Source organism: Butyricimonas faecihominis (assembly GCF_033096445.1).
In the GTDB taxonomy this organism is placed as follows: Bacteria; Bacteroidota; Bacteroidia; order Bacteroidales; family Marinifilaceae; genus Butyricimonas; species Butyricimonas faecihominis.
Genome location: NZ_AP028155.1, coordinates 4,560,198 through 4,572,712, shown reverse-complemented (window position 1 = coordinate 4,572,712; position 12,515 = coordinate 4,560,198). Strand labels below are relative to the sequence as shown.

The 12,515-nt window shown below is 41.2% G+C and carries 10 protein-coding genes, 1 tRNA gene, 1 rRNA gene and 1 pseudogene; 9 read left to right on the top strand and 4 right to left on the bottom strand.

Annotation, left to right across the window (positions count from 1 at the left end; all coding sequences use genetic code 11):
* Nucleotides 1-326 precede the first annotated feature (326 nt).
* The 7 genes from folE (at nucleotide 327) to R8806_RS18915 (ending at nucleotide 8,478) form a co-directional block, all read left to right on the top strand.
* Nucleotides 327-953, top strand: a complete 627-nt coding sequence (gene folE / locus R8806_RS18945) for a GTP cyclohydrolase I FolE (protein ID WP_087421569.1) — start codon at nucleotides 327-329, stop codon at nucleotides 951-953.
* An 18-nt stretch (nucleotides 954-971) separates the two neighbouring features.
* Complete coding sequence (fabD, locus tag R8806_RS18940) at nucleotides 972-1,847, top strand: ACP S-malonyltransferase (RefSeq protein WP_087421885.1); 876 nt, start codon at nucleotides 972-974, stop codon at nucleotides 1,845-1,847.
* Nucleotides 1,848-2,064: 217 nt separating this feature from the next.
* Nucleotides 2,065-4,125: an HD family phosphohydrolase gene (locus tag R8806_RS18935; protein ID WP_124315966.1), complete on the top strand. Its 2,061-nt coding sequence runs from the start codon at nucleotides 2,065-2,067 to the stop codon at nucleotides 4,123-4,125.
* 19 nt (nucleotides 4,126-4,144) lie between these two features.
* Nucleotides 4,145-5,179, top strand: coding sequence for a LacI family DNA-binding transcriptional regulator (locus R8806_RS18930; protein WP_118305592.1), 1,035 nt, complete (start codon nucleotides 4,145-4,147; stop codon nucleotides 5,177-5,179).
* 129 nt (nucleotides 5,180-5,308) lie between these two features.
* Entirely contained in the window at nucleotides 5,309-6,235 is a 927-nt protein-coding gene (locus R8806_RS18925; RefSeq protein ID WP_124315967.1) for an ATP-binding cassette domain-containing protein, read from the top strand.
* 3 nt (nucleotides 6,236-6,238) lie between these two features.
* Nucleotides 6,239-6,961 (top strand): ABC transporter permease, encoded by a 723-nt coding sequence (locus tag R8806_RS18920; protein ID WP_124315968.1) that lies wholly within the window; start codon nucleotides 6,239-6,241, stop codon nucleotides 6,959-6,961.
* 17 nt (nucleotides 6,962-6,978) lie between these two features.
* Nucleotides 6,979-8,478 (top strand): GldG family protein, encoded by a 1,500-nt coding sequence (locus R8806_RS18915; protein WP_124315969.1) that lies wholly within the window; start codon nucleotides 6,979-6,981, stop codon nucleotides 8,476-8,478.
* A gap of 4 nt (nucleotides 8,479-8,482) precedes the next feature.
* Here the strand turns inward: R8806_RS18915 and dapA are convergent, their stop codons facing one another.
* Nucleotides 8,483-9,358 carry a 4-hydroxy-tetrahydrodipicolinate synthase gene (gene dapA, locus R8806_RS18910; protein ID WP_124315970.1) on the bottom strand — a complete coding sequence of 292 codons (876 nt, stop codon included), beginning with the start codon at nucleotides 9,356-9,358 and terminating at the stop codon, nucleotides 8,483-8,485.
* A gap of 1 nt (nucleotide 9,359) precedes the next feature.
* The gene (locus R8806_RS18905) at nucleotides 9,360-9,869 is read right to left on the bottom strand and encodes a DUF6913 domain-containing protein (protein ID WP_124315971.1); all 510 of its coding nucleotides are present in this window, start codon (nucleotides 9,867-9,869) and stop codon (nucleotides 9,360-9,362) included.
* A 198-nt stretch (nucleotides 9,870-10,067) separates the two neighbouring features.
* Between R8806_RS18905 and R8806_RS18900 the strand changes: the two genes are divergently transcribed.
* Nucleotides 10,068-10,140: transfer RNA gene (locus tag R8806_RS18900), tRNA-Arg, on the top strand.
* A 288-nt stretch (nucleotides 10,141-10,428) separates the two neighbouring features.
* A pseudogene (locus R8806_RS18895) lies at nucleotides 10,429-10,659 on the top strand (ATP-binding protein); the annotation flags it as partial.
* Between the two features lie 597 nt (nucleotides 10,660-11,256).
* Here the strand turns inward: R8806_RS18895 and R8806_RS18890 are convergent.
* Complete coding sequence (locus R8806_RS18890) at nucleotides 11,257-12,090, bottom strand: hypothetical protein (RefSeq protein ID WP_317715735.1); 834 nt, start codon at nucleotides 12,088-12,090, stop codon at nucleotides 11,257-11,259.
* Nucleotides 12,091-12,385: 295 nt separating this feature from the next.
* Nucleotides 12,386-12,496 (bottom strand): 5S ribosomal RNA (rrf, locus tag R8806_RS18885).
* Between the last annotated feature and the right edge of the window lie 19 nt (nucleotides 12,497-12,515).

The following is a 12,515-nucleotide window of genomic DNA, read 5'->3' as shown; positions in this document are numbered from 1 at the left end:
ATGATTCAACTCGTCTTTATCTCATCTTTGTCTCGGTTTTATCTCGTCTGTAAGCTATGAACAGGGTATTATAACGGTTCATTCAGGGCGGGAATACCGGAAAATCACATGGTGCAAAAGCACGAACAAAAGCCCAAGAGAAAAATCAGATTTTAATTACCCCGAAATTATTTCCCCGCCCTCTGGCACGGGTTGCAGTGCTAGCGAGTTTGAACCCGCACATTTTCAACATACGATTTTCAATTCTCAATTATTATCTTTTACTTTGTAGCCAATTTTTCATTACCCATGTAGGCAATGAGTCAAGTACATAAAAGAGAGGACGAATGAAATACACTGAATTGGATGACAATGAAGAATTCTACCGCAAAGTAGAATATTACAACAAGGCAAGAACTGAAAAATTAAGCTATCATTATAAAGAAATTCTAAAATTATTGGGAGAAGATCCCGAAAGAGAAGGATTAGTGAAAACCCCATACCGTGTTGCAAAAGCCATGCAATTCATGACACGAGGCTACACGGAAAACCCGGAAGAAATCCTTCGCTCCGCCCTGTTCAAGGAAGATTATCGCCAGATGGTGATCGTCAAGGATATTGAAATTTATTCTCTATGTGAACACCACATGCTCCCGTTCATCGGACACGCCCACGTGGCCTATATCCCGAACGGATACATCACCGGGCTGAGTAAAATCGCACGGGTAGTTGAGGCCTTTTCCAGAAGGCTCCAAGTGCAGGAAAGACTGACGAATGACATAAAAAATTGTATACAGAATACACTCAATCCCCTCGGCGTTGCCGTGGTCATTGAGGCCCAGCACATGTGCATGATGATGCGGGGTGTGCAAAAACAAAATTCGGTAACGACCACTTCCGATTTCAGCGGGGCATTCGAAAAACTCGCCACACGGGAAGAGTTCATCCGATTAATTAGTAACAAATTTCATTAAGAAATAAACATGACGAGTATGAAAAAAGCATTTGTTTTCCCGGGCCAAGGAGCCCAATTCGTAGGTATGGGCAAGGACTTGTACGAGAACTCACCCGAAGCAAAAGAGTTATTTGAAAAGGCAAATGAAATTCTGGGATTCCGCATCACGGACCTGATGTTCGAGGGAACCGACGAAGATTTAAAGCAGACCAAAGTAACTCAACCGGCGATATTCCTTCACTCGGTGATTCTTGCAAAATCGTTAAACGAGAAACCGGACATGGTAGCGGGTCACTCGCTGGGAGAATTCTCCGCACTTGTCGCCAATGGGACACTTTCTTTCGAAGATGGCTTGCGTCTTGTTCACGCCAGAGCGCTTGCCATGCAAAAAGCATGCGAGGCGAATCCATCCACGATGGCCGCCATCCTCGGGTTACCGGATGAAACTGTCGAAAACATTTTAGCTGAAATAGATGATGTAGTTGTTCCTGCCAATTACAACTGTCCGGGACAAATCGTTATTTCCGGAACGACACAAGGAATTGCCACCGCTTGCGAAAAATTAAAAGCAGCCGGGGCCAAACGGGCTCTCCCGTTAAAAGTAGGGGGTGCCTTCCACTCTCCGCTGATGGAACCTGCCCGGAAAGAACTGGCCGATGCCATCATGAACACCCATTTCTCACAACCTTCATGCCCGGTTTACCAGAACGTGAACGCACAACCGGTGTCTGATCCGGAGGTGATCAAAAAGAACTTGATTGCCCAGTTAACAGCATCTGTACGTTGGACTCAAACCGTACAAAATATGCTGGCTGACGGGGCATCATCTTTCTTAGAAATCGGTCCCGGAAACGTACTTCAAGGATTGATCAAAAAAGTAAGTACTGAAGTTGAAACAGCAGGAATGCAGTAGATTTTGTTTAAAACAAAATCTACTGGTTACAAGTTACAGGTTAGCAAGTTACAAGTTCATGAATCTTACATATCAAGAACCGCCTAACTCATAAACTTGTAACCTGCAGAGCCGAAGGATCAACCTGAAACTTGTAACAATTTTAAAGCCTCCCATGGGAGGCTTTAAAATTTTATTTATATCTTTGAACAAAGATAATTCAAGATAAAACCGGGATATGCCAAACAATAAAACAAAAAAACACCGTACGATTCAATACGTGTTTAAAATCAGTACGATCATCATTATTTGTGGGCTCATTGTCTTGTTACTTCCTAAAATAGAGGGCTTTAAATATTCTTACCAAAAAGGAATGCCTTGGAAATACGAGACATTGATCGCACCCTTAGATTTTCCGCTGCATAAAAGCGCCGAGGAACTTGCCGCTGACATTGAAAAAATCAAAGAAGAGCAAGCCCCCATTTTCAACTTCAAAGAAACAAATATTGAAGCCCAGATCAACAAACTTTCAGAAAAAATAAATACATATCGAACCGCGAACAACGGAAAAGATATGGATAAAATCATTCAACAACTACGGGAAATTTATTCCAAAGGCATCCTACTGATGCCGGAAAAAATGGATCCGGCTAAAATCAAAAATATTCTTATCGTCAAGAACAACATTGCCTTCGACGAAAAGTTTTCCAACGTGTACACGCTAAAGCAAGCCTACGAAACATTGGTTAAATACATCGAGAGCCTGCACCTTTCTAAATCAACAGAGGAAGGAATACTCAGTCTAGGCCTGAACAATTACATCAATCCGAACCTCGAATACGATGCCGGGAAAACGGGCCTTGCCATTGAAACCAGCGTGAAAAGCATCACACCAACCCAAGGAATGGTCAATCGGGGAGATATTATCATATCCAAAAACGACCTAGTAACCCCCGAAAAATATAAAGTTTTGGAATCTTTCCGGATAGAACACGAGCAAACTTTGGGATCAACCATTGACCGAGTCCGGATCTCGGTAGCTCAAACCGTGTTGACCTTGATCGCCATCATGAGTTTCTCCATCTTCCTCTATGTCTCCCGGAAACGGCTATTCTACAACAACAGGGATTTCTTTTTCCTGTATAGTATGTTTTTGCTAACCATTGCCCTTGGAAGTATCAGCTACTTCCAACACATCAATATCCTCACGATCCCCGTTTTATTCTTCCCAATCATCGTGAACATTTTATTCGGGACAAGACCGGCTCTTTATCTATTGATCGGTACAAGCTTGCTGGTTTCCTACTACGCTCCCAACAATTATATGTACTTCTTCATGCAAATATCAGCCGGGATCGTAGCCATGTTCAGCCTCTCACACCTGCAACGCCGTTCTCAACTATTTATTGCACTAGGTCTGATATTCTTAACTTATATATTGGTATACGGGGCTTTCACGCTCATACAAGAGGGGACCCTCGCACCCAAACATCTGTTCGCTGTCGTGTTCCTCATCATAAATACCGGCTTGTTAAGCTTAATTTATCCCGCCCTTTACTTGGTAGAACGCCTCTTCGGGTACACGTCTGAAATCAGTTTACTGGAATACTCTAACCCGAATCACCCGGCCTTACGCAACCTGACGAAAAAGGCCCCGGGAACATTCCAACACTCTCTAATGGTTGCCAACCTAGCAGAAGAAGCGATTTATCACATCGGGGGTAGCCCGCTTTTAGCCCGTACCGGGGCATTATACCATGACATCGGGAAAACATACAACCCGATCATGTTCGTGGAGAATCAAACAGGAGGCTTAAACCCGCACGATTCTCTGGATTTTGACGAAAGCGCCCAGATCATTATCAAACACGTGACACAAGGCTTGGAACTTGCCAATAAATACAAATTACCGGAAGTCCTCAAAGACTTTATCCGCACACATCACGGTAAAAGTAAAGTAAAATACTTCTACTACTCATTCAAAAACAAATACCCGGACAAGGAAATAGATGAATCCCTGTTCACTTATCCCGGTCCGGACCCCGTGAGAAAAGAGTGTGCCGTAGTCATGATGGCCGATGGAGTGGAAGCAGCCTCCCGGGCTCTGGAAATAAAGGATGAAGAAAACCTGACCAAACTGGTGAATAACTTGATTGACGGCCTTCTTCAAGATGGACGGTTCTCTAACGCAGACTTGACATTCAAAGACATTTCCACGGTGAAACGAGTATTTACAGAAATGCTTGTAAACGTGTACCATGCCCGTATAGCGTACCCGAAATTACAAACCAAAGCATAACCCTCAAGACCTAAAATATATGACACAAAAACCAATAACCATCAAAGACATTGCAGAGAAATTAAATATATCCGTGTCTACCGTCTCCCGCGCGCTAAAAGACAATCACGAAATCAGCGCGCAAACACGTAAAACCGTGCAGGAACTGGCGAAACAACTCGGTTACAAACCCAATCCCATCGCCGTAGCCCTGAAAACCCATAAAAGTCATTCGATCGGAGTTATTGTTCCCCAGATCGTTAGTACTTTTTTTGCCACAGTAGTGAAAACGATTGAGGAAGTAGCAGACGGTCACGGCTACAACGTTTTAGTCATATCCTCGAATGAAAGTTTCCAAAAAGAACAAAAAAGCGTGGAAGTACTCATGGCCAACCGGGCGGATGGAATTATCCTTGCCTTATCACACGAGACGAAAGACTATGAACACATTAAAATGATACAGGAATCCGGAACACCTATCGTGCTGTTCGACCGTACCACGAATGAACTCAACGTGTCACGGGTCGTGACGGACGGTGTCACGGCTGCATTCCAAGCCGTTCAACACCTCGTTTCCGAAGGTTGCAAAAAAATAGCTTTATTATGCGGTCCCGAAAACGTTGCCATCGGAGGCAATCGCATGGAAGGCTACGAAAAAGCCATGGAGGCCAACCATCTTCCGGCTAAAACAGAACTAATCTGGCACTGTTCCGATTTCACGGTAGAGGCAGGAAAAGAAGCGACACGCCAGTTACTCTCCCGGAAAGAGAGACCAGATGCCATATTCGGCATCACAGACGATTTGGCCATCGGGGCTATTGAGGCGATCAAGGAAAAAGGACTTAACATCCCGGAAGACATTGCCGTTGTCGGTTTCTCCAACACGAAACGCTCACGCTACATGAACCCGACGGTAAGTTCCATCAACCAGTTCCCGGAAAAAATCGGACGGGCTGCGGCCGAACTTCTGTTTGATCAGATTCTGAACAGCAAGCATGCGCAGATTAAAAAAGAAATCATTAACTGCGAACTGATCGTTAGAGAATCTTCGGACAGACTATGTAAAACACGATAAACGCTAACATAATTGCTAAAATCTTAACAATATAAATTAAAACCTTGTTAATTACTCGGTTAAAGATTATTAAACCTAAAAATCAATGGTTTGAATGACTATTTTTGTAGAAATTAATAACAGCAGCCCATGGACGTAGTTGTGGAAAATCTGACGAAATCTTTCGAAAATCAGAAAGCCGTGGATTCAATTTCTTTTAAAGCAAAAAGAGGTGAAATCCTTGGATTCCTAGGGCCTAACGGTGCGGGTAAAACAACCACTATGAAGATCATGGCAGGGCTACTGACACCGGATTTCGGAAATATAACATTCGGGGACTATTCGATTTGGAAACAAGCAGGTAAAATAAAAAACATCATCGGTTACCTCCCGGAACGTAACCCTTTGTATGACGAAATGAACGTGATTGATTTCCTATTTTTTATTTCAAAACTTCACAACATTCCTAAATACAAAATCACGTCACGTGTTTTAGATATGATTCGTTTATGCGGGTTAGACAACGATAAACACAAACAGATCGGAGAATTATCCAAGGGCTTCCGCCAACGGGTAGGAATTGCCCAAGCATTAATTCACGATCCGGAAGTGGTCATTCTCGATGAACCGACAACAGGACTTGACCCCAACCAGATTTTTGGAATCCGTAAAATCATCAAAGAAATCGGGGAAGAAAAAACAGTTATTTTAAGTTCCCACATTCTTTCTGAAATCGAAACAACTTGCGATCAAGTGATGATCATGAGTAACGGGAAAATCGTGGCCAATGGCACGACATCCGAACTTCGTCGCAAATCGGATGCAGAATATTGCCTGAAAATAGGCATCAAGGGTGGGGAAACAACCGACATTCACGAGGCACTGAACGATCTGCCGGGAGTACTCCATATCGAGATTATTCATAAACAGAATTTCGAACTCCAATGTAAACCCGATGTAGAAATCGAAAAGTCAATCTTTAACCTTTGTCAAAAAAACAACTGGTACATCAGCGAGTTAACTCCCGTACAAACCAGATTGGAAGATATATTTCGTAAAGTTACACAAAATGAATAATTCATGGGTGCAGTTAAAGTTATAATAAACAAAGAATTAAAAGTAGCATTCAATTCATTATTGATATACATCGCATACACGGCCTTCCTTTGTGTAACGGGATTCGCTTGCTGGTTCTCCGGGAAAAACATCTTTTCAAGCGGACAAGCTTCTCTAAGCAACCTGTTCAATGTGTTTTACTGGACGCTCTTTTTCCTCATTCCGGCACTCACGATGAAAAGCATTTCAGAAGAACGCAAAGACGGAACCTTCGAACTCTTATTCTCAAAGCCGATTAAAACATGGCAGTTAATCATGGGGAAATTCTTTGCTATACTATTACAAGTAGTTATATGTCTGGCATTGACACTTCCCTACTATATCACGATTGCCTCACTGGGTAACGTTGATCATGCCGTTGGCTTTTGCGGTTACCTAGGGCTTATTCTGGTCAGCGGATGTTACATCAGTATCGGGATGTTCGCCTCGTCCCTCACCCCGAACACGATCGTGGCCTTCTTCATCACGTTTGCTATTGAGATCGGATTCGTACTTTTGTTTGAATTCATTGCGGAACTCTGGGGGGCCGGATTTATAGCAGCATTATTCACGTACCTCTCCATTGGAGAACATTTTGATGCCATCCCCCGCGGAGTGATCGACACGAAAGACTTGATATACTTTATCAGCTTAATTATTATATTTTTAGCATTAGCAAGACATTATATCTGTAAAAATCGGTTTTAATATTTAGTACGAAAGTGATGAAAAAGAAATTGATATATAATCCGACCTACCTGATTTTATCACTGATAGCGGTAAATATTATTTCCTATTTCCTATTTATCAGGATCGACCTCACGAGTAACAAAAAATATTCTTTAAGCCCTGTCAGCAAAACGATGATCAAAAAAATCGACAAGGATATTTCCGTTACCCTATTCATGTCCGAAGGTCTCACGCCCGACAAAATAAAACTCGGACGAGAATTCCGACACTTGCTGAAAGAGTACAAGACAATCAGTAACAAAGCATTCACCATAAACACGATCATACCGAACAACAGTGACAAGGAAGCTCTGGCTGAACAACTAGGGATAGAACCAATGGCCCAGGAAATCGCCGAGAGAGACATGGTGAAAATTCAAAAAGTATACTTTGGAGCCGTCATCCAGATTGGCAACAAAAAAGAGACAATAAACATTCTCCCGACCACGGCGCTAGAATACGAGGTTACCCGCCGTTTAAAAGAAGCTTGCGACACGACGAAACCGACTATCGGTTTCTTACGTGGCCATAACGAAATGTTGAGACAAAAAACTCAATTAATCGAGCATGAGCTATCCCATAGTGCCAAGATTGAATCCATGCGCATAGACCAGTTTACAGATTTGAATGACTACAAAGTAATCTGTATCGTGGGACCGAAAGAGTCATTCAGCAAGGAAGAACTCGTTCGATTGGGGCAATACTTGGAACAAGGGGGAAGACTCTATATTGCTTTGAATCATGCGGTTGGACAAATCAGTTACAGCCAGAATAACGGTTTCATCAACCGGGTCGGCATAGAAGATATGCTGGAAGAATTCGGGCTAAAAATCAACTATGATTTCGTCGTGGATAACTATTGCGGACGCATACTGGTCACTCAGGATCAAGGATTTCTACAACTCCAAAGCGACCGCCATTTCCCGTATATACCTATCATCCAAAACTTCAGTTCTCACGTGATCACAAAAGGACTGAATGCCATGCTATTGCAATTTGCTAGTAGTATCACGAATGTAAAGACGACATCCGCTTACACGTTCACCCCGTTGGCAAAATCATCTTCCATTTCAGGCGTGCAAAAAGTTCCGGTATTCTTCGACATTTATAAAACTTGGACAAGAAAACACGACTTTAATCAACCCAACAATACCGTTGCCGCATTATTAAGCAACGAAGATAACAACAGTGCTATTGTTGTCATTACGGATGCCGATTTCATGGAAGATAAATTCTTTGACCCGTTCTATATCAGTAATATCAATTTTGCCGTAAACTCCATTGAATGGCTGGCTGACGATTCCGGGCTAATTAAATTAAGAAACAAATATATCGAGAATCAGTCACTAAAAGTAGTAAGCGACTCTTATAGAAGATTCTTAAAATATACCAACTTTTTCCTGCCCATCGTGCTGGTATTACTTATCGGACTATACCAATACAGGGAATATAAAAGAAAACGGTTGAGACGCTCTCAACCGGGTCGTATCGATTAGGTGATTACTCACCTAATCGTTTTATTTTTTGATACAAGGCCTCGCTCACCTCGCATAACGGAGATCTTAACTTCTGGCAGGCAATCACGCCTCTGGCATGTAACGCAGCTTTTATTCCCGCGGGATTTCCCTCTTCAAAGAGAGCTTTAAACATCTCACCCAACTGCAAATGAATCTGCCGAGCCTCCCCGTACTCGCCCTCCAATGCCAAATGTAGCATCGTGGAGAATTCACCCGGCATCACGTTTGCAATCACGGAAATAACGCCACTGGCCCCTATAGATACTAACGGTAAGGCAACACCATCATCTCCCGACAGGAAGATAAAATTCTCCGGCATACCGGAAATGATTGCCGTAGCCTGTTCAAAATTCCCGGAAGCCTCTTTAATGGCGATGATATTCTCAAAATCACGAGCCAACTTCAAGGTTATTGCGGCAGTCATATTCACGGACGTACGCCCCGGAACATTATACAAGATCACGGGAAGAGGTGTATGCTCGGCTATCGCCTTAAAATGATTATACAACCCTTGTTGAGAAGGTTTATTATAATACGGGGTAACACTCAAAATGGCATCTCCCAACCGCAGATAAGGCAGCGTGGCAAGATCATGGATCACTTGATTCGTATTATTTCCCCCGATTCCCAAAACAATCGGCAAACGTCCGGCATTCTCTTCGGCAATCACTTGCACGACAAAAGCTCTTTCGTCCGCTGTCATCGTTGCCGCCTCGGACGTCGTTCCCAAAGCTACCAGATAATCCACCCCACCATCAATCACGTAATTCACCAGGTTCCTCAGAGAATGTTCATCCACACGTCCCGTTTCGTCAAATGGAGTCACTAAAGCAACCCCTACTCCCGAAAACTTTTTCATTTCAATACGTATTTATCTTAGTTAATAATTTAAACAATCGCTCCATAAAATCATCTATATCCCGCACCCCGTCAAAATCAATATCATGTCCCGTACCGTAACCAACCTTGCAAGACGCCTTGGCCGACTTCACGATATAATCCCCCCACACATCCGGTTTCAACGACAAATCAATCAACAGTCCCTCCTTCCTGTTCACGACTTCCTGCACCCGTGGATCACGAAATTCTCCCCGGTAAGAAATACCGGAACTATCCAGATAAATAGCATCTTGTATTTGCTCCGTATTCAACTTGGGCTGCCGGATAAAAGCAAGCAAACAAACGTCCATATGTTTAGCCAGAGCCTCCCGCACCTTATTGACAGAAGACACCGGGACATCACCAGCTACCCAAAACACGACACATTTTTTGGCCGTATCTAAATTATAAAACGACAATACCCGTTCATCTTTTACCACTATATTCTTCAAATGGCGCTTTTTAAACCCTTCTGCAATACATTTAAACATACAAAACTATTTATCTGACTCTTACTCCTAACTTTATCATATTCATTTGTACATGAACAGAGTAACACAAATGTAGTAATAAAAACTATATGCACTCCACTTTGTTATTTTTCAAACATAAAAAAAGTATTTGAAAAAATTCCGTTAACTCTTGCAGGAAAAAAGAACATTCTCTATCTTTGCCACGGAAATCAAGAAGGACTCGTAGCTTAATGGATAGAGCACTTGGTTACGGCCCAAGAGGTTGTGGGTTCGACTCCCGCCGAGTTCACTGGGAAAATGAAAACCTTGTAAATCGATTGATTTGCAAGGTTTTTTCTTTTTAATAAAACGAAAAAATAAACCTTGAATTTGCCTATAAGAAATCGAAAAGTTAATCTTCACGAAAATTTCAATAACCTCGAATCGAACACAATTCAATACGCAATTAAAAATCGAAGAAAAATCATGGGGTCAAAAGAATCAACAAGCCAAGGGATGTACCGCCAAAAGCAATGAAATTAACAACGCCTTGACCACGTGAAAAAGTAAAATATGCAATATTATAACGAGATCGCTCGTGAAAAAGGATTCGCTAGCGTGGTTCTTCAACCTAATCAACACGCTCCACGAGAATGCCTCATTGATAATCACAACGAACAAGGCTCCGACAGAGTGGGCAAAAACACTGGACGATGAAGTGCTCGCCTCCGCAATCCTTAACAGACTTTTGTATCGCTGCGAGGTTATAAAACTCTCTGGACAAAGCTATAGTATGAGAAACAGAAAATCCATTTTCAATAAAAAATAAGTAGTGCAAAAAAAAATATAAATCATTTATATTCAACAATATAATTAATAGCATTAACCCTTTGTCTCGACTTCGTTTTGTCGATTTAACTTTACCGGAAAATGTCGATTAAAAATTTGCTTATTACAGGGTGTCCGGAGGGGCCAAGTCTCTCGGCTTATTGGGGTATTTTTAGCGTACGGAGTATTGCGTAAAGAAAATGCCCTAATAAGCCATGGCTTCTCTCTCAAAAGCCTATGGAAAAGCGAGCGGTTGAACACAGATAGCGGTCGATTAACGAGCTTCACTCAATACTGTTAGTCGAGTGAATGAAGTTAGTCGGGTTTCAAAACGGCATTAAGTACCTATACCGATTTTGATTTCGGTAAAGAACCTGTTCTTAACTGATGTTTTGAAATCAATTCCGATTACAAAGAAAGGAATTATAGCTGAAAACAGGCGATTTCGGCGTTTTATGCGTTATTCTGCTGTGGTTTGCTTCAGGGAGAAAAACAAACCTCGCTTAAAACGGTTTATTTGAAATCGGTTTTGGCAAGGTTGGCAGTTTTTTTGAGAGGATTTTGAGGGTTGCGAAACGGTTACGCTTGTTGGGTGCTTTTATTGTTTTTTTTCTTGAAATTTTGCTATCTTATCCCATGCTTTTCTTGTTAAAACAACAAAATCCTCTTTTTCCAAGTCAAAAATTGACACATACTTTTTGCTAATTACATAATGTTGTTTCCATTCTACAAAATCCTTATATAAAAGTAACGTACAAATGTCAGTAGAGTTAATTATATCCGAAAGAATGTGAGAATGGTGTGTTGAAGTTATTGGATTTTCAGGGTCATCAGATTTTCCTTTAAACTGAAGAAGTGTATTGTGTAGTTTTTCTTTTTTTGTCAACTTATGCTTTTTGTTGTAAATTAATAAGTAATCATTCCCAATATTTACTACATTGGGAACTTGTGAGCCTGTCAAAATAAAAACTTGTTTTTTACCATTTCTAATCAATGGAATAAAATTTAGAGACGTGTTTTCGTAAAAGGTGAAAAATCCCTCTTTGTTTTCATAGACTTGCTGAACAGCTTCCTGTCTAATTGCGATCAAATCCATTTCTTGTTGTGTCGCAATTTGATTTATAGTGTCAATTTTTATTGGATTTGTTTGAGGCATACTTTCAAACTCAAATCGAACTAAAATCTGAGACGGATTTCCTTTTTCAAAAAAGATATTGACAATTTGATTTTTTTCATTCATGTAGGATAGGTAGCCACCCGCAATATCTTTTTTATGTGCAAACTTCTCTAAGAATATGTCCGTTCCATACCAAGAAGCTTTCTCTAAACGATATAAAAGTTTACCTTCTTCTAAAACTTTATTTGCATTTTGTCCAAACGAGAGACTTGTTACCGTAAAAACAGTCAAAAGAATCACAAAAACTTTTTTCATTTTTCTATTAATTATCAATTTATTAATGAGTTATTTCCAAAATTAAGTTGAGCAATCCGCAAATTGCACCTAACTCCTAAATATGCGCAATAAATACAACAAAGTTATCAGAAACACGCAATGCGCATTTTGGATATTATTCTGATTTTTACGCTTTTCTATCTACAAAATTACACAAACTTCTTCATACTGCCCTCCGAAGTCGTAAATCCTTAAATGAAAATAGTCATGAATAATACAAATTACCGTCCAAATACAAAAAGAGCGAGTCTTTTGAACTCGCTCTCTCTTCTAAATTCGGCATCGACCTACTCTCCCACCCAAGGGCAGTACCATCGGCGCTAACGGGCTTAACTTCTCTGTTCGGGATGGGAAGAGGTGGATCACCGTCGCTATAGATACCTTTTAATGCAATTGAAAATTGA

Bases quoted from the DNA above. Each gene is read 5' to 3' on its own strand.
- R8806_RS18935 (WP_124315966.1), top strand. From the start codon at position 2,065: ATGCCAAACAATAAAACAAAAAAACACCGTACGATTCAATACGTGTTT.
- R8806_RS18890 (WP_317715735.1), bottom strand. From the start codon at position 12,090: ATGAAAAAAGTTTTTGTGATTCTTTTGACTGTTTTTACGGTAACAAGT.
- dapA (WP_124315970.1), bottom strand. From the start codon at position 9,358: ATGAAAAAGTTTTCGGGAGTAGGGGTTGCTTTAGTGACTCCATTTGAC.
- folE (WP_087421569.1), top strand. From the start codon at position 327: ATGAAATACACTGAATTGGATGACAATGAAGAATTCTACCGCAAAGTA.
- R8806_RS18905 (WP_124315971.1), bottom strand. From the start codon at position 9,869: ATGTTTAAATGTATTGCAGAAGGGTTTAAAAAGCGCCATTTGAAGAAT.
- R8806_RS18915 (WP_124315969.1), top strand. From the start codon at position 6,979: ATGAAAAAGAAATTGATATATAATCCGACCTACCTGATTTTATCACTG.
- R8806_RS18930 (WP_118305592.1), top strand. From the start codon at position 4,145: ATGACACAAAAACCAATAACCATCAAAGACATTGCAGAGAAATTAAAT.
- fabD (WP_087421885.1), top strand. From the start codon at position 972: ATGAAAAAAGCATTTGTTTTCCCGGGCCAAGGAGCCCAATTCGTAGGT.
- R8806_RS18920 (WP_124315968.1), top strand. From the start codon at position 6,239: ATGGGTGCAGTTAAAGTTATAATAAACAAAGAATTAAAAGTAGCATTC.
- R8806_RS18925 (WP_124315967.1), top strand. From the start codon at position 5,309: ATGGACGTAGTTGTGGAAAATCTGACGAAATCTTTCGAAAATCAGAAA.